The sequence below is a fragment of the Bacillus cereus group sp. BfR-BA-01330 genome, assembly GCF_022663885.1.
Taxonomy (GTDB): Bacteria; Bacillota; Bacilli; order Bacillales; family Bacillaceae_G; genus Bacillus_A; species Bacillus_A cereus.
Genome location: NZ_JAKUGK010000001.1, coordinates 635,802 through 655,906, shown reverse-complemented (window position 1 = coordinate 655,906; position 20,105 = coordinate 635,802). Strand labels below are relative to the sequence as shown.

Below are 20,105 nucleotides of genomic sequence, written 5' to 3'. Positions count from 1 at the left end.
TTATTTCCCCCTCAAAGTAAATGAAATGATCATTAGTCAGTAATAACTGTATGAACTAATTTAGGAGCCACTGCTGTTTCAGCGATAGAGATGTTCTCATAAATTTTTGCTTTTACATCTTCTACATTTTCACGATTTGCGTAGATTGTTACGAACGGCTCGCCTTCTTTTACTGCATCGCCAACTTTTTTACGTAACATTAATCCTACTGCTAAATCGATTTCATCTTCCTTCGTTGCACGACCTGCACCAAGTAACATAGCTGCAATACCAATCTCATCTGCAACAATGTTAGAAATAACACCTGAAGTTTTTGCAGGTACATCAATTACATACTTCGCTTGTGGCATTTTTTCTGGATTGTCTACAATTGAGCTATCTCCGCCTTGATTGCTTAAGAACTCTTTAAACTTCTCAGTTGCTTTTCCGTTCTTCATCACTTCAATTAGCATTTCACGAGCTTCTTCTAATGTATTTGCTTTTTTCGCAAGTACGACCATCTGACTTCCTAATACGAGTACTAATTCTGTTAAATCTTCTGGACCTTCACCTTTTAACGTATCAATCGCTTCTTTCACTTCTAGAGCGTTACCAATTGCAAAACCAAGTGGTTGTGACATATCTGAAATAACAGCCATAGTTTGACGTCCTACATTATTTCCGATACGTACCATTGCATGTGCTAATTCTTTTGCATCTTCTTCTGTTTTCATAAATGCACCAGCACCTGTTTTTACATCAAGTACGATTGCGTCAGCACCAGCTGCAATTTTTTTACTCATAATTGAACTTGCGATTAAAGGAATTGAGTTAACAGTTCCTGTTACGTCGCGTAATGCATAAATCTTTTTATCTGCAGGTGTTAAGTTTCCTGTTTGTCCAATAACAGCTACTTTGTCACGGTTTACAATATCAATGAATTGTTCTTTCGTAATTTCAACGTGGAATCCTTCTACCGCTTCTAATTTATCAATTGTTCCGCCTGTATGTCCTAAACCACGACCAGACATTTTTGCTACTGGTACATCTAAAGCAGCTACTAACGGTCCTAATACTAATGTTGTTGTATCACCAACACCGCCAGTTGAATGTTTGTCTACTTTAATTCCTTCAATTGCTGATAAGTCGATCGTTTCTCCAGACTCAACCATCGCCATCGTTAAATCTGCACGTTCGCGATCTGTCATATCTTTAAAGAAGATTGCCATTGCAAGCGCACTCACTTGATAATCAGGAATACTTCCGTCTGTATATCCATTAATAAAGAATTTGATTTCTTCAGTCGTTAATTCTTTGCCGTCACGTTTTTTTGCAATAATATCTACCATTCTCATTACAATCACCATTCCTTTTTATATTATATAAATCTATTAAAATAATAAGCCAACGATTGTTGCTGATAAGAAACTTACTAATGTTGCACCGAATAGTAATTTCAAACCAAATCTTGCGACTACATTCCCTTGCTTTTCATTTAAGCTCTTAACTGCCCCTGCAATAATCCCAATTGAAGAGAAGTTTGCAAATGAAACTAAGAATACAGAGATAATCGCTGTCGTTCTATCTGAGAAATTAAAGTTTCCTTGTGCTAAATCTGTCATAGCGACAAATTCATTTGATACTAATTTTGTTGCCATAATATTTCCGGCATTAACTGCTTCATGCCAAGGTACACCCATAATAAATGCAAATGGTGCAAATGCATAACCAAGAATTTCTTGGAATGAAATACCGATTACACCTTTAAATACTGCATTAATGAATGCGATAAGAGCAACGAAACCGACTAACATAGCTGCTACTGTAATCGCAACTTTAAATCCATCAATAATGTATTCCCCTAATACTTCAAAGAAGGTCTTCTTCTCTTCTTCTTGTACTTCTAACATATCTTCTTCCTCAGTAACTTCATATGGGTTAATGATAGAAGCAATGATGAAACCACCGAATAAGTTAAGCACTAAAGCGGTTACAACATATTGTGGTTTTAATAACACCATATATGATCCAACGATAGACATAGAAACTGTAGACATTGCTGATGCACATAATGTATACATTCTTTTCTCTGGCAATAACCCTAGTTGTTTCTTAACTGAAATAAATACTTCAGATTGTCCTAAAATCGCAGATGCAACAGCGTTATATGATTCTAGTTTCCCCATTCCATTTACTTTACTTAATGCTAGACCGATAGATTTCACAATAATAGGTAATACTTTAATATGTTGCAAAATACCTATTAAGGCTGATATAAATACGATTGGCATTAATACACTTAAAAAGAACGAAAACTCTTTTTGATTTACTAATCCACCAAATACGAAATTCACACCGTCAGCGGCATATTTTAATAGCTCTCCAAAACCATCTGCTATTCCGCTAATTAATATATTCCCTACACTTGTATTTAATAATAGAAACCCCAAAATGAATTGTAATATAACCATCGTTATGATTGGACGATATTTGACTTTCTTTCTATCATTACTAGCAAGCCAAGCGATACCTAAAATCAATACGAGGCCAAAAACACCGATTAAGTATTTCATAAGCCGTTTCCTCCCATTCGTATCCGCTTACATTTTTTTCAATTATTAAAGCAATAGATATACTTTAAACGTATATCTATTGCTTTAAGCTTTTATCGATTAGTAGTTATCTGTAGCACCTTTTGCATCATTTAATACGATTGCAACACTAGCACTTGCTCCAACGCGAGAAGCTCCAGCAGCTACCATTTTGTCTGCATCTTCACGTGTACGAACACCGCCAGATGCTTTTACACCAACGTTTGGTCCTACTGTTTTACGCATTAATGCGATATCTTCAGCAGTTGCTCCGCCAGTTGAGAATCCAGTTGAAGTTTTTACGAAATCAGCACCAGCTTTTACTGATAATTCACAAGCACGTACTTTCTCTTCATCTGTTAATAGGCAAGTTTCAATGATTACTTTTACAAGAGCTTTTCCTTTTGCTGCTTGTACTACTTCATAAATGTCTTTTTCAACAAATTCGTTGTCGCCATCTTTCAAAGCGCCTACGTTGATTACCATATCAACTTCAGTTGCACCTTTTGCAATAGCATCTTTTGTTTCAAATGCTTTTGTTTCAGTAGTGCTTGCTCCTAATGGGAAACCGATTACAGTACAAACGTCTACATCATGTCCAGCTAGTTCATCAGCCGCTAATTTTACCCATGTTGGGTTAATACAAACAGAAGCGAATTTATATTCCTTTGCTTCTTCGATTACTTTCATAACATCTTCTTTAGTAGTATTAGCTTTTAAAATTGTATGGTCAATTAACTTTGCAATGTTCATTATCTTCACTCCTCATATCTTTTAACAACTTCATTCTAACTCTTAGTTGAACAAATGTAAATACACTTTTGAAATTTTGTTCATTCTTTTTTAAAAGGAATTTTCTTGTAGTAAATAAAGCGCATTCTAACAAAGAACAGTTCCTATATAATCAAATTTTCTATGTTAACAATGGTAGTATGTATCTCCATATCCATAATTATTTTTAAAAAGGCAAATTGTGTTCAAAAAAGACTCCTATCATTCATACATAACAAAATAAAAGGAGTTCTCAAAATTAACATTTTGAGAACTCCTTTTATTTCTAACCTTTTTGATAATGTAACAGTTCTTTTGCTGTATGCTGATCGATAATTAATACATTCGCATACCCGCCACGTAACGCACCATCAATTGCTTTTATTTTTCTATTACCACCTGCAACTAAAATAGAGCGTTTCTTTAATTTCAGTTCCTCTAACTCAATTCCAATGGTACGCTTATTGATTTCTTCGCTACTAATATTTCCGTCTCCATCAAAGAAACGTGAACAAATGTCACCGACCGATTGTTTTTTGAGTAAATTTGTTTCATCCTTATCGAAATAACCTAATCGGAATAATAACGCTTCGTCTCGCACTGTTCCTACAGTAAAAATTGCAATATTCGCTTGTTTTCCCATTTCGATAATGTGATGAATATGTCGATCCTGCTCCACTAATTCTTTTGTCACTGCATTATCAAATATAACTGGAAGAGGTAGATTTCTTGGCGTCGTTTGAAAAGCATCTGCAAATAAAGCTATCGTCTCATTCGCATATGTATTTACACTTGAATGACTAATACCACCTTTTAGCTGGACAACCTCTACCCCTTTTACATGTTGCGGTACGATTTTTCTAGCGATTTCATACATAGTCATGCCCCAGCTTACACCAACAATATCACCGTTTTTAACCGTCTTTTCCATATACTCAGCAGCATATTTACTTATATACTCTGTAATCGTTGCATATTCCGGTACTGGAGAAAATACAACATGTGCCTCTAACAAGTTGTACTTTTCTTTCAGTAAATTCCCAACGTTATCTAAATCCGCAAATGGATCGGCGATGCTAATTTGAACAAACCCTTTTTCTTTCGCGTACTTTAACAATCTAGAAATCGTCGGTCTTGAAATATTTAATTTGTTAGCAATTTCTTGCTGACTATAATCTGATTGATAATATAATCTTGCAACTTCAACGCTTAATTGTTGTTTATCTTTTTCCATAGTAACTCATTACAAATCCCTTCCTGTATTTCCCTTTCGTTACAAGCATTATACAGCTTTATGCAAAAAAATTCGACTACCGGATTTTATCTAACTAAACTTCTATTCCACTTATTATATACAATGAAACCTTATTGTGTAGATTTACAAACCCAATATAGAAACACTTAAAACATATAAATCGGTTTATATGTAATTCTTTATTGCTTTTTCTGTAGTAACGATAACAAAGCCGTTCAATAAGAAACATGAATATCGTCTAAAAAGCTATTCAAATACCCCTCATAAACAAAAGATACTGTTCATAAGGGGTATTTATTCAATTTAAGTTTATAAAAATCGGATGGAAACACTGCAAGTTCTCACTTATTTAGAATAAGTGAAAAGATGATGTTTTATTTGTTCAATAAAATAATGATGGTGTATATTATCGTTAGATACGCGACTTGCCATAATAGCTCCCTCCATTGAAGATGCAAGAAAAGAAGCGAGCGATATAATATCTATATCTTCTTTAAGTTCTTGTTTCTCTATTCCTTCTTTTATGAGAGAAGCCATTAACATTACTGTATCATCATAACCTTTTGCTGCTGCTTTTTGTAATTCTGGAAATACTCCAGTACTTTCAATTGCGCTATTAAGTAATGGACAGCCTCCAGCAATAGGAGGATTATTAGCTGCATCTTGATATACAAGGAAAATTGCAAGGATTTTATCAATTGCTGTCTTTTTATTTTCCATTGCTTTATGAAAATGACTCCACATAATCTCACCACTTTTGTCATAGGCAGCAAGGACAATTTCTTCTTTACTTTTGAATCTACGATAAATAGATCCTTTAGGTAGTTCAGTAGCTGTCATTATATCCTGTATGGATGTGCGAGTTATCCCATTAGTATTAAATAAATATAAAGATGTTTCAATAATTTTTTCTTTAATCTTATCAACTTTAGTCATACTTTGTAATCCTCCTAATAAAAACGAGCTTAATATTCCAGGTGATATTTACCATCTATTTTCTTGAATTTTTTTGTAAGTATAAATAAGTTTGGAACAAAAATATATTATCCATCCCTATATTATGTGAACCTCAAACAATACAGTTTGAAAAGAGGTAATCAAATTGTATTATCTATATCATTCAAATAAATTTTCTGTCAAAATTAACATGTCCAATTATTTAATTCAGTCCTGTTATACAACTAATTTCACCTACAATTGTAGAAGGTGTAAAAATATATAGTTAATTTTAACGTATAGACTATGATTATTATATATAATTTTTATTAATATGTTTAGCTAAAGTGTTTGAACCACCCCACTCTCACTTCATTCTATAAAAGATTAATCATTAATGATTATTGGAATTAAATTGTAACAAAGCAACTGAGATATAAATATATTTGCTTTTTACCATTTTGATTTCGTTAAAAGGGTTTAAAAAACTAGAAACTTGTAGTATCATTAGATTTCGATTCAGACCGAACCGTCCGGTTTTTAATATAAATATATTTAGAAGGAGAACGTTATGCAGAAAGAAAAATCAAAGATTATAGGTAATTTAATTACGGGGGCAATAAAGTGAACTTTATAAAAATGAATAAAAAAGAAATTATTATGCTAATAGTTTATACAATGTTTGCACTACTCCAAATTGGCTTGTTCATATTATTTGGCCTATCACTTTTAACTAACAGTAATTTAGTTGAATCAGAATTTGCTCTTAGTGCCATCGGTTTGACTGTACCTGCTATTGTAGGAATAATTTTCTTTAGGAAAGAAATTATTGAAAGTTTTACTTATTTTAAAGAGAAAACAATTTTGAAAATAGTAAGCATTCCTATGGTGGTTTTACTTATGGTAATTGTGGAAAATTCTATTATGCATTTTCTAAACATAGGTCAGCCAGAGAACCAAGAACAGGTCCTTACAAGGGGCGCAGAGGTGCCTATTATATTCACATTACTTCTATTTGGGATTATAGGGCCAATAATTGAAGAAATCATATTTCGTCATATATTAGTGAATCGTTTTTCGGAATATGTTGGTACTGCTATTGCATCCATCGTTTCGATTATAATTTTTGCAGGTCTTCATTCAAATCAACTTTCGGATCTTGCTATATATTTACCTGGCACGGTGATGCTTACTGCGGCTTATCTTATTTCTAATAGATCCCTTGCATATGTTATAGCGATACATATGTTAAACAATTTTATTCCTTTTATTTAATTGCATATGTCATAACAAGACATATGTAATTGAAGGTTTTGATGCAAAAATACTCTATGTTTCTATCGAGTATTTTTGGTACCAGAACCACTTTTTCTAAGGCATAAGAAATCTTATCAAAACTACAACTTATTAGGAGAGTGTCGGTCATGATTGTAACAACAACTTCTGGAATTGAAGGTAAAGAAATTATTGAGTATATTGATATTGTAAATGGTGAAGCTATTATGGGCGCAAACATTGTCCGCGATTTATTCGCTTCAGTTCGTGATGTTGTCGGTGGCCGTGCTGGTGCTTATGAAAGTAAGCTAAAAGACGCTCGTGATATTGCAATGGACGAAATGAAAGAACTTGCAAAACAAAAAGGTGCGAACGCTATCGTTGGTATTGACGTAGATTACGAAGTTGTACGTGATGGAATGTTAATGGTTGCTGTCAGTGGTACAGCTGTACGTATATAAGTAAATTAAAAAACGGTCCTCCCTTGGAATTTATACTTTGAGGAGGGGCCTGGTTCTGTTGCAGATTTTAAAGAATAAAAAGAGATGTTGATAAAGCATTATACGTCGAAAAAACACAGTTTGAGTGTAAACTGTGTTTTTTTATATAGAAGCCTCATCCCATCACTATCAAGCTAAAATTTTGTGTTAACTTGTAAAAAATGTACATTTTTTACTTTGGGGTAATTTTGAATCCTTAAGCTTATGGGCATGTGCTGGTACCCTCTAATACTGTACAAATTTTTTATAAATGGTTGTAAGGTTCTACGTTTTTGACCATTCTGTACAACGATAACTTTGGTTTATTGATTTCACCTGTAATCTGGTAGCCTATCCTCTGATACAATTTAATAGCAAGTTGGTTCTCTTTCTTTACCGTCAGAGAGCATTTGGCAAAGCCTTGCAGCGAAGCTTGTTCCTCAGCAAACTCAATTAATCTGGTACCTATCCCTAGTCCTCGACTTTCGGGCAGTAAGGCAATTGTTCCGATGTGAAACTCGTCATCTTCTCCCTCCTTCAAGGTAAACATGGAATAAAGCATTTTGATATTCAGAATGTTATAAACAACAAAACCCAGCTTTCGGAACGAAAGCAGCTGTTTAAAAGTGGGCCAGGCAAGACGATTTAAAACGGGTATGGGATAGCAAGTAATCATCCCTAAAGTTTTCCCGTCCATTTGAGCTTCATAGGCGTATTGATGACTAAAACGGTTGTTCTCCTGCCGCCATAGCTTACAAAATGTCCAATCGACTGTGTTCTTCTCCTCAGATCCTGCAAGTGGAAACGCCATGTATTCCAATGCCATTACATTTAGCTGGGCGCCGACCATGGATTGATGAACAGCCTTTACAATAGAGATTTTATTCATTATCCTATTGCTCCTTTTCACTTTCTATATTATTAATATTAATTATCATGGATTTGAATCAGTTCACTTCCCTCTCAATTCATCCTTAGCTTTGAAACCATAATAAAATGTATTTAAAACAAGCTCTGCAGCAGATTTTTTAGCCACATTTCCTTCATGTACCTGTTCCCAGGTATGGAAAAGCAGAGCATAAAGCGTATTCAAAATCCATTCACTGCTAACTGTTTGCTGAAAGTAACCTCTTTGTTGTAGCAATTCAATAACGCGTCTTAAGGGTTCCCTCAGCTTCTCTTCTGCTTCACCTAATTCTTTGTTGTTAAATACAGATGCATCATGACCTAGAAAATAGATTTTGTCACCTAAAGGGATTAACGCTTCAATAAGTTCTGGGATATAGTTTTCGCTTCTTTCCTCATCCAGTGGAATCTGGTTTACAGTATCACTTACCAGTTGTATAGCCCGATGGCCCAAGAACAGCATCAATTTCTCCCTGCTTTCGACGTAGCGATGGAGTGTAGCAATTCCAATTCCCGCATATTCCGCAATTTCATTCATCGAAGCAGTAGGATTTTCAACAAGCAATATAGTAGCTGAATCAAGAATTGCATTAAATCTCGCTTCCTTCAACGCTGACAAGTCTTTCTTCATCGTCAATCTCTCCCTTTTTCTGTATAAAGTCGTCATTTTTGATAGATAAATATATCATTTGATATTATAATAAACAATCTCAAATAAAGTGTCCAGCTGCTGAATGTAGCTTTTCAAAAAGAATTATATTCCTGAAACTGATAGTACTTTGAATGTTTCATTTTTAGCATTTCATTATTTAGATAACGATGAAGAAATTAAATTCTTTAATGTAATAAATACAAGAGCCAAAGGAAATGGTACGAGTTACTTTCTGCATAAAGTTATCGGTTTATTTTAAAATTCACTTCCGGGTATTGGGTTATCAGCCTTTTAAGGGTTGAGCCGTCATCCTTCTGTTTTACATACTGGTCAAAAAATGCCAGGCTGAATTCGTTAATAATACGATGAACTTCCTTTGGATTTTCACCTGGGCTCTGCAACAGAGGTGAGAACAAATGTAAATCGGTAAAGCTTGTATGATCCGTATGAGGAATGACCATTGACATACCACCGCCAGCTAACCCGCGTCCGTATCGCTCCCTCACTTCAAAGGGATCTGCTTCATCAGGCTCTTCTGCATTCATGAGCAGAAATGGTTTTCCAATGCCACTTTCAGGCAAGATTTCACCATACAATGTACCATCCATATTGATAGCTGCTTTGACACGAGAATCTTTTGCAAGTATTTGTGCTGCGGTAGCTCCACCGTAAGAGTGGCCAAACATTCCAATTCGCGAGGTATCCAGTCTTCCTGTAAAGAAACCGGTCTCATCGTTTTCGTTAAGTTTCTCTATCTGATTAAGGACAAAGCTGACATCTTCCTCCCATAATTTTATGTGACTATCTCCTTCATCAGTTAAATTGATGGGCTGTACGTAAGCAGTTCGACCACCTGGAAAGACGGTAGCTGCAGCATCAAAGGTATGATCGATACTTAGAACAATATATCCTTGACTAGCCAACTCCTCAACTTGAAACGTGTTTTGATTACGAAAACCATTAAAACCATGAGAGAAGAGTAATATGGGATAGTGATTCTCTGAGTCTGAGAGTTGTAAATCCATAAACGAATGAGACTTTACCAATTCCATGTGGCTGAATGCAAATGCAGGAATAGACAATGTTTTTTCCAATCCCTTGGAGAGCTCATTTATGTTACGAATATAAGGTTCTGGATCCCCCTTGCTTTTTTCAGCTGCAGGATACCAAATTTGCACCATCAGTTCGCGCCAATTATTTGGATTTTTCGAATATGGTTCATTTCTCTGATGATCAACCCAATGATATAGCTTCGTACCGATCCTATGTGGACCAGTTGGTTCTTCAAATGAAAATACTGGCATAAGTAAGGGTAGCGCAACTGCTACAAACAAATAGATACATAGTAACGAAGTCTTAACCATGAATATACCCGAACTTCTAAAGCCCTTTTTCTGCCCAGTTAATAAATAGCATAAAATTAAGATAACTGGGGATACATATGCCGGAATCATCTGCCACCTAAAACCTTCTGCCAATAACTGAACTGTAACCATTACAACGGCAATCAAAGTAGCTAATTTAGACCACTTTTTTGTTTCTCTGCCTATTAACAGTATCCAACTCAATAGACTAAAATTCACTACTATCAAAACAACTTCCCAGAAATTCATTGGCCTATCTCCTTTGCATGCATTTTACTTCTAATTAAAGAGGTAGTTTTCAGCCTAACCAAAAGCAGATGAAACACCTATATAGTTGCACCAATTATGCTTAACCGTTTCATCCACTCTACTCCTTTATTCAAATTAAAAACTTAAAATGCCCAGCTACCTTTACGGAAAATTGGTTCTACAGTTCCATCTGGTAGAATACCGTCGATGTCCATCTCACTGCTGCCAATCATAAAGTCCTCATGTGTTACTGAAATATTTGCCCCTAACGTTTCAAGCTGATCGTTTTCTAAATCTCTTCCACCCTCTAAGCAAGTTGGATAAGCTTTACCAATCGCTAAATGGTTCGATGCATTTTCATCAAACAATGTATTAAAATATAAAATTCCCGATGCTGAAATTGGTGATTCATGTGGTACAAGTGCTACTTCACCTAAATAGCAAGAGCCTTCATCCACATTAATAAGCTCTTGTAATAAATCATGTCCTACCTGTGCTTCAGCTTTGACAATTTTTCCTTCTTCAAATGTCAGTTTAAAGCCATCGATAATATTCCCTTGATAAACTAATGGTTTTGTATTGCTTACATAGCCATTTACACCTTGTTTCATCGGTAACGTATAAACCTCTTCTGTCGGCATATTAGCCATAAAGATAGTATCATCAGGAGTTTTACCACCTCCAGTAACCCATTTATGCTGTGGTGCTAATGCAATTGTTAAATCAGTACCTGGCGCTGTATAGTGAAGCTTCATATATTTTTTATCGTTCAATAGGACCGCACGAGATTCTAAATTTGTTACATGTTCACGCCATTTTTCAATAGCACTGCCGTCACCAATACGAACAGCTTTAAAAATAGCCTCCCATAATGCTGGTACTTGATCCTCAGTTGCTAAACCTGGGAACACCTTCGATGCCCACTTTGGTGAAGGAACTGCTACCATCGACCAAGCTATTGAATCCTTCATTACGGCGTTGCGATTGTTTCTCAGAGCAGCTCCTGCTACCTTTTGATAGGTAGCTAGACGATCAGATGAAATACCTGTAAATTTATCAGGATCTGTAGCATCTATCATTAATAGTGCTCCTTTACGTTCGATCAGCTCATCATTCATTTTGACTATCCACTCTGGGAAGCGATTAAATTCTTCATCTGAGGCATAATCAAAGTAAGCACGTTCCATTTCTTCATCCGAAAAATTAACATGAACAAGCCCTGCCCCAGCCTTATAAGCCTCTTTCACAACTATACGGGCGAAATCCAACGCATCCACTGATGTATTGACTAATAAGTATTGCCCTGGTTGAATATTGACACCGATTTTCACCGTAAGTTCTGCATATGCTTGTAATTTTTCTTCAAAAGTCATATTATTTACCTCGCTTTTATTAAATTGGTTTTGAATTCCCCTCACTAACTTACTTTCTGAACAGGTTTTCTCAGAATTTCCATTTCCCATTTTTTATTAGAACATGATAACAACTAATGGATTTTTTCTACTACTCATATATTTAATTTCTAAACTTTGATTCAATTAATATTGATTTGTTTTTCAAAAAATCTAATCGAAGGGTATCAAACACTACATAAAGTTATAGAGTTCTTTATTGTGAAAGCTCACTCAGTTCTTCCCAATCTTTTCAATGCTGCTGTACCTAAAGACTTACCATCAATGGGGCGTTTAACATTCTCAATCACTCCTTTATCTTTACAAAAGCATTTTTGATAGATAAACATATCATTTGATATAAGATTAAATCATTTTAAATGAATTATCAAGCCATAAAATTTAATTTTTAAAAAACTCGGTAAAAAACCATATAAAAATAGATTCTATCAAAGGGAGCGATAACGAAAAGATTTTTATACACACATGGATAAAACACATGACAAACTTATATATAATTGCAAGTTCAACTCTCACAAAAAACAGGATAAAAAAATAAACAGCAGAACTAGTCCACTGTTTACTTCGCCACGCCTTCATGTAATTTTTCTGTATAATCCTTTACATCTTTCCAGCTATCTTTCGCTGTATGTAAATCTTCTTTTATAAACGTAAACTCTTCCGGACTAATTCCTTTTACGTTTTGTAGTAAATTATTATATTTTGCACCTACTGTATACCATTGATTTGATATGTTTTGTAGTGCTGTAATTGCTGCATCAATTGTTTCTGTCATGTTTGTTGTTTTATTTTTTACATCAGTCAAAATTAAGACTTCTGCTTGCGCTCCTGAAATTCTATCTTTTAAATTAGCGATTTCTCTTTCTGCATTTGCGATATCTTTTTTCGCAACCGCAATCATCGGCCCGCCAGCAAGACATGTTATTAGCGCTACGCAAAGTACGCCACCAGCAATGACCATATCATTACTCTTTTTAATCGAATCGTTATATGTATTTATTTGTTGCTCTAGAGCTGGAATACCAGCATTCGTACTTGCCAATATCGCTGTTAACTGATTTGTATCCTCTTTGAAACTATTTGTATCTTTCGCCATTCTATCGCGAAAAGCTTTCAAATTTCCTAATAATCCATCTACCTCATTTTGATTCTTTACAATATCTGCATACAACTTTTCTAAATCCGCTTTTAATTTTCCGCTATCCTTTTGATCAATCGCTATTAACATGTCATTATAATACGATTGAAAAGTATTATTGTAATTTATAATATTTTGATCTGTTTTCATAATTTGAGGCTTCATATTATTTAACCAATATGCTGCATTAACTTTTGCATCTCTTTGATGCTGAATCATATTTCCTTTAAATTCACTATTAATCGAACTTATTTTACTTAAATCCGTCTCTTGTTGATTTTGAATTAATTTTGCATATGAATCCATTGCAAATATGCTTGATGTCGTTTGTGCCATTACATCTTGGAATCCTGCTGGTCCAAGAGAATAGTTTTTCACATTTTCTTGTAGCACCTTTACATTTTGTTCTGCTGCAAAAGGATGTAAAGGGAATGCGTTACTCGTTGCCACCCCAGCAATCATTACCGCTAAAAGACATTTTTTATAAAAACTTTTCTGCATATTTTTCACCTATTCTCCTTATAAGGATATCAAAAGCTCCTGCTCACAACTGAACAGGAGCTTCAAATCATTCATCAACACTTAACGCTCTAACGATTCGTATTCAATTATGCTTTTTTCGTATCTACTACTTTAATATCTTCAGCATAAATCTTTTCTGCATAGTCTTTAATGTTTTTCCAGCTATCTTTCGCAATGTTTAAATCTTCTTTAATGAAAACTAGGTCGTTTGGACTAATAGAATCTACATTTTGAAGTAAAGAATTGTATTTTGATCCCATTGTGTACCATTGGTTTGAAATATTTTGTAACGCTGTAATTGCAGTATCAATTGTATTTGTTAAATACTCTGTTTGTGTTTTAATGTTCGTTAATCCTGCTACTTCTAATTGCGCAGTTGTAACTTGTCCTGTTATCTTTTGAATTTCTGCTTGTGCATTATCAAGCTCTTTCTTCGCTAATACGATTCCAGCTGTACCACCGCCTACAGCTGCTGCACCACCTGCAATTAATGCTACTCCTAGCGGTGTTCCTGCACCCGTAGCAATAACTACTGCACCACCGATAATTGCAATTGGTCCTAGAGCTGTCGCAACAGATGAACCGATAATAATTGCATTATATTTACTAATCGCTTCATTGTACGTTGTAATTTGATTTTGCAGAAGCGGAATTCCTGCATCTTGACTAGCTAATATAGATGTAATTTGATTTGCATCACCCTTGAAGTTTTGCGTATCCGAAGTCATTTTATTTCGGAATTTCTTCAAGTCTTCTACTAACTGATCCACTTGCGCTTTATTTTCATTAATACTACTTGATAATCTAGTTAAGCCTTTCGTAAGAGTCGCTTTATCCTTTGCATCAACTGCAGCAACTAAAGTATCATAATAGTTTTGGAATTTCGTATTGTAGTTAATGATATTTTGATTCGTTGAAATAAGCTGTGGTTTTAATACATCTAACCATTGCTTCGCATTTCCTCTAGCTGTATCTTGGTGCTGAATTACTTTCCCTTTTAAAGCCGCATCAACAGACGATACATTTCCAAAGTTAACATTACCTTGTTTAATAATTGTTAAAGCGTACAGATCCATTACTAAAGCATTTGAACCTGTTCTTTCCATTGCATCTTTCAAGCCTTCTGGTCCTAATGAGTATTCTTCATAGTCATTATAAGCTTTTGCTACCGCATGAACTGGAGCTTGTTTCACTGTACTTTCAGCTGCATACGTATGAGCCGGCATAATATTTCCTGCTGCAAATACTGCCATCAGTGCTGATAGAGCCATTACTTTATAAGGTTTTTTTGTCATTTTTCTTCTCTCCCTATATCGCTAATTATTTTTCTGTTTAATGTACTTCAACGTTTGTAACGTAATCTTCAAATTGATTTGTTTGCTTATTCATTTCATCACTTACTTTTTTAATTTGATTAAAATGTTTTTGAAGTAAACTACTGTCTGTATACGTGCCTTCTTCAACATTCTTTTGAATTTGAATCATATTATTATTTAAAACTTTCCAATCCGTTAATAACGTTTCTAAAGTTGTAATTTGACGATCAATTAATTCTGTAAAGCTATTTACTTGATCTTCAACGAATGTAATTTGAGTCGCCTCTGCTTCAGTTTGTGATAACTTTTGAATAAGTGGCAATAACTCTTTTTGCTTTTGTTGAATGCGAAGAGCTGCTTCTCTCGTTTGACTATCTGCAGCATTTACAATTTCATTACTTAAAGTACCGATAGAAACAAAATCGATTGTTTTCGTTTGTGCAGTTTGATTTGTGATTGTAAATACTTGTTTACCGATATTAATAGAACCTTTAATGATTTCTTGAGGTCTATTCAAAATAGTAGTTAGTTCAGCTTGAATTTCCCCTTGAATTCTTTTAATATCTTCTCTTAATTTCACAATATCTCCACTTGATCCTTGCAGTGTTTTTATTGCTTCATCGGCTTTAATTGATAAGTTGTTACTATCTTTATCTAATACCGTTTTAAATCGATTTAACTCTAATAAATCTTGCTCCATACTCTCTTGGATGCTTTGTACTTGCAATTGTAATTTTCCATATGCACTCATAAAATCTGCTTTTGCTTGCTGATCTTCATTTACGTTTCCTGCTAGTTCATAGAGCTTACTATAATAGCTATTAAATCTAGTGCTGTATCTCATCATCTCTTGATTTAAGTCAATTAGCTTCGGATTATATTCATCAATCCACTCTCGTACATTCGCCTTTGCAAACTTTTGATGATTCGTTAAGCTACTCATCGCATTTACCTTAATGTCTGGCTGTTGCAAAATAATTAATCCGTATGCTTGAATAAGCGGTGATTGTGATCCTAACATTCTAATTGAATTGGATAATGTATTTGGAGCAATTACATTTTGCGCATATACTGTTTTCACTTCTGTTTGCCCCTCCTTAGCGTAAGCGCTTACAGGAATGAAGCAACTCGTAGATACTGCTGTAACCAATAACCCTGTAATTAAAGTCTTTTTCACTTTAACTCCTCCTATGTATTAGCAACTATTACTATCGCATTTTATTATTCTATTTTCTTGCCCATAATTTGAGATGGTTAAAATAGAGAACGTTCTCACCGTGATCTATGTATGAACCATCTCTCCCAACTGTTATTGCTACAGTACTTACTTATTGTTATAAAATTTTTCATATGTGCTTAGTATGAATAATATTGTATAAATTTTCTATTTCATCGAAATTCTCACATTCACACAGTGAATATATTACGTAAAAATATTATTCATTTCAAACTAAACAACATACGTAAATATGAAATTTCGTTTTGTTTTCATATAAGTTTTGTACTGTAAGGTCATTTAAACACAGCTGTTTATATAACGTAAAGAAGTATTTTCATTCCCTTTATTTTCAAGCTTTCATGTCCTTATTTCAAAATATAATCCGATTCACTTTATCGATTGAAATATCTACATATCACAACAGAAAACACTACTTGCAAACAACCGGTAAAATTATATTGATATAATTTTTAACCCCGTATGCAATTATGCATAGCATATACACAAAAAGGATAGCTTCATTTTCATGAAACTATCCTTAAAAAATCTTCTTATTTTTTCAAATGATATGGAACTGTCGTAATAACAACATTTCTTTTATAAAGTAAATACGCACGTATGAGTAAACTGGATTGATTATGAAGAATGTTATGCCAACCTTTTTTCGGAATGAACTGTGGTATAACGACCGTAACGCGGTAATTCGATTCACTTGCCTTATATTGCACTGTATCAATGAACTTCGTTAGCGGCTGAATAATACTTCTATAATGAGAATGTAATGTAACAAGCCTTACTTCAGGTTGCCACTTCTTCCATTTCTCTTCAAATTTCTTTTCTTCTTCTCTGTCAAAAGCAACATATACAGCGATAACTTGATCTGCCGAAAGAGACTTCGCATAGTTCAATGAATTTTCTACTACATGCGTCATACCTGCTACAGGAACGACAATTACATTCCCCTCAATTGGAATAAGAGGCTCGCAAGTTTTTAAACTTAATTGATCACCCACTGCATCATAATGCTTCTTAATTCGATGGAATAAGAAGATAATAACTGGTAAAAAAATAAGAATCGACCAAACTTGTGCAAATTTAGTTAAAAAGAACATGCTCATTACGATAAAACTAATAACTGCACCAATTAAATTAACCGTTAATCTTAAAGCCCATCCTTCAGGCTTTTCGCGAAGCCATTTTAATACCATTCCTGTTTGAGAAAGTGTAAATGGAATAAATACACCTACTGCATATAGTGGAATTAAATGTTCTGTTTGTCCTTGGAAAGCTACAATTAAAATAATCGAAGCAACTCCAAGTATAATAATACCGTTTGAGTAACCTAGACGGTCTCCTCTAATCGTAAACATTCTCGGTATGAATTTATCTTTTGCCAGGTTAACCGCTAATAAAGGAAATGCAGAATAACCTGTATTAGCAGCAAGAATTAATATTAAAGCTGTTGTACCTTGTATGAAATAGTACATGAAATTACGTCCAAATGTTTGTTCAGCAATTTGAGAAACAACTGTTACTTCTTTACTCGGAGTCACTCCGTAATAATAGGCTAAAAACACAATTCCTGAAAATAACACAGCAAGTAATGCACCCATTGCAAGCAATGTTTTTGCAGCATTGTTTGGCGCAGGATCTTTAAAGTTCGGAATTGCATTTGAAATTGCTTCAACACCTGTTAAAGCAGAACTACCTGATGCAAATGCTCTTAGTAATAAAAATAAACTAATCCCTGCAACTGGTGTACCAATCGGCGCATGTAAAGTGGGTGAAACATGACCAGTTAAAATATTATATATGCCTACACCAATTAATATAAATAATGCTAAAACGAATAAATAAACAGGATATGCTAAAACGGAAGCTGATTCCGTTACTCCTCTTAAATTTAAGATCGTAATTAATATAACAAATATAACCGCAATAATTACGTTGTGTGCATGTAAGCTAGGAAATGCAGACGTAATTGCATCTGTACCAGCGGACACACTTACCGCAACAGTTAAAATATAGTCAACTAATAAAGATCCTCCAGCAATTAAGCCTGGATTCATCCCTAAATTTTCTTTTGATACAACATACGCTCCCCCGCCATGCGGATAAGCAAAAATAATTTGACGATAAGATAAAATAAGGGCTGTCAATAATACTAATACCCCAACAGCGATCGGAATGGAATACCAATAAGCGATCGCTCCAACACCTGCTAAAGCAATTAAAATTTGCTCTGGACCGTAAGCAACTGATGACAATGCGTCAGAAGATAAAATAGCTAAAGCTTTCGTTTTATTAAGCTTCTGTTCTCCAAGCTCCGTTGATTTTAACGGTCTTCCAATTAAAAATCTTTTAATAGATGAAACCAATGCTGTCCACTCTCCAATAATTTTGTACGAACTTTACTGCTTGTTACAGCCAGTAAACGATTTCCTCAGAAAACAAAAAATGTCTACAAGCCATAGCGAAATAGACTTGTAGACATTATTTTTTTTGTCGCACAAGCTCCACCTTCCTTCTCAATATAACGCTTACGAGGTTAGCTGTCGGATTCGGGCCTATGAGTAGCCCTACCTTTTTTAAGGATTCACCCCATCGGATTATGTACTAATCCGTAAAAACGGGTCCCCCGTACCATGCGGTTTCAGCGATTTAGAAAATTGAAACTGTGGATTATAATACTCCTTTATTTTCAAAAAGTAAACAAAAATTTTTAATAAGAAAAAAATTAAAATGATTGCGCATAATCCACTGAGAAATATACATAATGAATACTAAAAAATCCGCAAAGGAGACCCATATGTCTAAAGAAAAGAAGCCTATTTTTTCCGATTCATATTTAGATGCAGTAGCAAATGAAATTAATCAGTTATATGGTAAACGTGAACAGGAAATAAATTTGACAGATAGAACGAAAAGAAATAAATAATTTGTCATACAAAAAATAAAAAAGATAGCAATACACTTATATATTGCTATCTTTTTTATTTTTTCATACATCTAATTCTATTACAGATCTGTTAAAGGTCATCTCTTCATACACCTTTAAATTTTGATATATAGTGCCTAATAATGGTGCCGCTATAGAAAATTGCTCTGCTACATCCAGTAAATATCCTTGCAAGTGCTTCCCTTCAATAAACGAACCCTTCTCCATATCACGTTGCATCGATGACTTCATATCATACGAAATTTTATCAATTGTTTTCATATGTTCCTGGACAATATTAACCTTTATTGGAGCTCCTAATACTCTCATGATTTGTACAGATTCCTCAAATACATTACGGATAAAATCACGGCCGCCTTCACTTTCACGGATTGGTCCAATTGGTGCACGCATTAACGTTGTCACACCGGACATTACAGTAATAAATAAATATTTATGCCACATATCTTGCGTAATATTTTCACTTAAAACAAAACTAGATTTCGTACCTGCAAATGCTTTAGAAATATGCTTTACTCTCTCTGAATTTTGAGACTTAATTTCTCCAAACACAAGTCTGTTGGCAGCGCTAGTTTGTACAATTTCTCCTTGATCGTTTAACGTCGTCTCGATAAAGCATAAACCGCCAATTACTTTTTCTTCGCCGAATTCTTTTTGTAATAGCGATAAATGAGCGATACCATTTAACAATGGAATGATTACAGTATTTTCGCCAACAAACGGCTTCAAATCTTGAATTGCCTCGTTTAAGTGATACGCTTTTGTTGAAAATAAAATGACATCAAATGGAGAAGTTCTCTCTTCTTTCGTTATTAATTTCGGTTGAAAGGAAAAATCCCCGTTAACACTTCGGATTACAAGTCCTCTTTCCTCTAATTGTTTTTTCCGTTTACTACGAACAAGAAATGTAACATCTTCTCCCTTTTCGACTAATCTGCCACCAAAAAATCCTCCGACTCCACCAGCGCCTAATACTAAAATCCGCATACAGCATCCCCCTTTTCAAAATAAAATTTTATAACTTTTAGTATACATAACATTATACATGTCCTCTGCTAAATAAGCTGAATTTTCACTCTCAA

Annotated in this window: 17 protein-coding genes and 1 riboswitch; of the genes, 3 read left to right on the top strand and 14 right to left on the bottom strand. The window is 34.4% G+C overall.

What is annotated here, in order from left to right; all coding sequences use genetic code 11:
• Positions 1-32: 32 nt before the first annotated feature.
• The 5 genes from MR112_RS03365 to MR112_RS03345 all read right to left on the bottom strand — a co-directional run bounded on the left by MR112_RS03365 (position 33) and on the right by MR112_RS03345 (position 5,532).
• Entirely contained in the window at positions 33-1,334 is a 1,302-nt protein-coding gene (locus MR112_RS03365) for a pyrimidine-nucleoside phosphorylase (protein WP_001983022.1), read from the bottom strand.
• Positions 1,335-1,370: 36 nt separating this feature from the next.
• Positions 1,371-2,552 carry a NupC/NupG family nucleoside CNT transporter gene (locus tag MR112_RS03360; RefSeq protein WP_000876188.1) on the bottom strand — a complete coding sequence of 394 codons (1,182 nt, stop codon included), beginning with the start codon at positions 2,550-2,552 and terminating at the stop codon, positions 1,371-1,373.
• A gap of 99 nt (positions 2,553-2,651) precedes the next feature.
• Positions 2,652-3,323, bottom strand: coding sequence for a deoxyribose-phosphate aldolase (deoC, locus tag MR112_RS03355; RefSeq protein ID WP_001017440.1), 672 nt, complete (start codon positions 3,321-3,323; stop codon positions 2,652-2,654).
• Positions 3,324-3,627: 304 nt separating this feature from the next.
• The gene (locus tag MR112_RS03350; protein WP_000409781.1) at positions 3,628-4,575 is read right to left on the bottom strand and encodes a sugar-binding transcriptional regulator; all 948 of its coding nucleotides are present in this window, start codon (positions 4,573-4,575) and stop codon (positions 3,628-3,630) included.
• A 366-nt stretch (positions 4,576-4,941) separates the two neighbouring features.
• Positions 4,942-5,532 (bottom strand): TetR/AcrR family transcriptional regulator, encoded by a 591-nt coding sequence (locus MR112_RS03345; RefSeq protein ID WP_025687223.1) that lies wholly within the window; start codon positions 5,530-5,532, stop codon positions 4,942-4,944.
• 624 nt (positions 5,533-6,156) lie between these two features.
• On the opposite strand from MR112_RS03345, the gene MR112_RS03340 reads away from it, so the two are divergent.
• Both MR112_RS03340 and MR112_RS03335 read left to right on the top strand, forming a co-directional pair.
• On the top strand, positions 6,157-6,807 hold the full coding sequence (locus tag MR112_RS03340; RefSeq protein WP_001009308.1) for a CPBP family glutamic-type intramembrane protease: 651 nt from the start codon (positions 6,157-6,159) through the stop codon (positions 6,805-6,807).
• A gap of 149 nt (positions 6,808-6,956) precedes the next feature.
• A complete protein-coding gene (locus MR112_RS03335) occupies positions 6,957-7,268 on the top strand; it encodes a heavy metal-binding domain-containing protein (protein ID WP_242244779.1) in 312 nt (103 codons plus the stop codon).
• 283 nt (positions 7,269-7,551) lie between these two features.
• Here the strand turns inward: MR112_RS03335 and MR112_RS03330 are convergent, their stop codons facing one another.
• From MR112_RS03330 to MR112_RS03295, 8 genes are all read right to left on the bottom strand, one after another.
• Positions 7,552-8,175, bottom strand: a complete 624-nt coding sequence (locus MR112_RS03330) for a GNAT family N-acetyltransferase (RefSeq protein ID WP_001033856.1) — start codon at positions 8,173-8,175, stop codon at positions 7,552-7,554.
• Positions 8,176-8,238: 63 nt separating this feature from the next.
• Entirely contained in the window at positions 8,239-8,823 is a 585-nt protein-coding gene (locus MR112_RS03325; protein WP_000710981.1) for a TetR/AcrR family transcriptional regulator, read from the bottom strand.
• A gap of 263 nt (positions 8,824-9,086) precedes the next feature.
• Positions 9,087-10,457 (bottom strand): alpha/beta hydrolase family protein, encoded by a 1,371-nt coding sequence (locus MR112_RS03320; RefSeq protein ID WP_063246125.1) that lies wholly within the window; start codon positions 10,455-10,457, stop codon positions 9,087-9,089.
• A gap of 143 nt (positions 10,458-10,600) precedes the next feature.
• The gene (locus MR112_RS03315) at positions 10,601-11,830 is read right to left on the bottom strand and encodes an aminopeptidase (protein WP_000141967.1); all 1,230 of its coding nucleotides are present in this window, start codon (positions 11,828-11,830) and stop codon (positions 10,601-10,603) included.
• Positions 11,831-12,428: 598 nt separating this feature from the next.
• Positions 12,429-13,508, bottom strand: a complete 1,080-nt coding sequence (gene nheC / locus MR112_RS03310) for a non-hemolytic enterotoxin NHE subunit C (protein ID WP_063246126.1) — start codon at positions 13,506-13,508, stop codon at positions 12,429-12,431.
• 107 nt (positions 13,509-13,615) lie between these two features.
• Complete coding sequence (gene nheB, locus MR112_RS03305) at positions 13,616-14,824, bottom strand: non-hemolytic enterotoxin NHE subunit B (protein WP_000162968.1); 1,209 nt, start codon at positions 14,822-14,824, stop codon at positions 13,616-13,618.
• A gap of 37 nt (positions 14,825-14,861) precedes the next feature.
• Positions 14,862-16,022 carry a non-hemolytic enterotoxin NHE subunit A gene (nheA, locus tag MR112_RS03300; protein WP_000751827.1) on the bottom strand — a complete coding sequence of 387 codons (1,161 nt, stop codon included), beginning with the start codon at positions 16,020-16,022 and terminating at the stop codon, positions 14,862-14,864.
• A gap of 593 nt (positions 16,023-16,615) precedes the next feature.
• The gene (locus tag MR112_RS03295; protein ID WP_000254887.1) at positions 16,616-18,442 is read right to left on the bottom strand and encodes an APC family permease; all 1,827 of its coding nucleotides are present in this window, start codon (positions 18,440-18,442) and stop codon (positions 16,616-16,618) included.
• 144 nt (positions 18,443-18,586) lie between these two features.
• A riboswitch (cyclic di-AMP (ydaO/yuaA leader) is annotated at positions 18,587-18,733 on the bottom strand.
• Between the two features lie 140 nt (positions 18,734-18,873).
• Here MR112_RS03295 and MR112_RS28750 point away from each other — a divergent pair.
• The gene (locus tag MR112_RS28750) at positions 18,874-19,002 is read left to right on the top strand and encodes a hypothetical protein (RefSeq protein WP_000031873.1); all 129 of its coding nucleotides are present in this window, start codon (positions 18,874-18,876) and stop codon (positions 19,000-19,002) included.
• A gap of 63 nt (positions 19,003-19,065) precedes the next feature.
• Here the strand turns inward: MR112_RS28750 and panE are convergent, their stop codons facing one another.
• Complete coding sequence (gene panE / locus MR112_RS03290) at positions 19,066-20,010, bottom strand: 2-dehydropantoate 2-reductase (RefSeq protein WP_001221903.1); 945 nt, start codon at positions 20,008-20,010, stop codon at positions 19,066-19,068.
• Between the last annotated feature and the right edge of the window lie 95 nt (positions 20,011-20,105).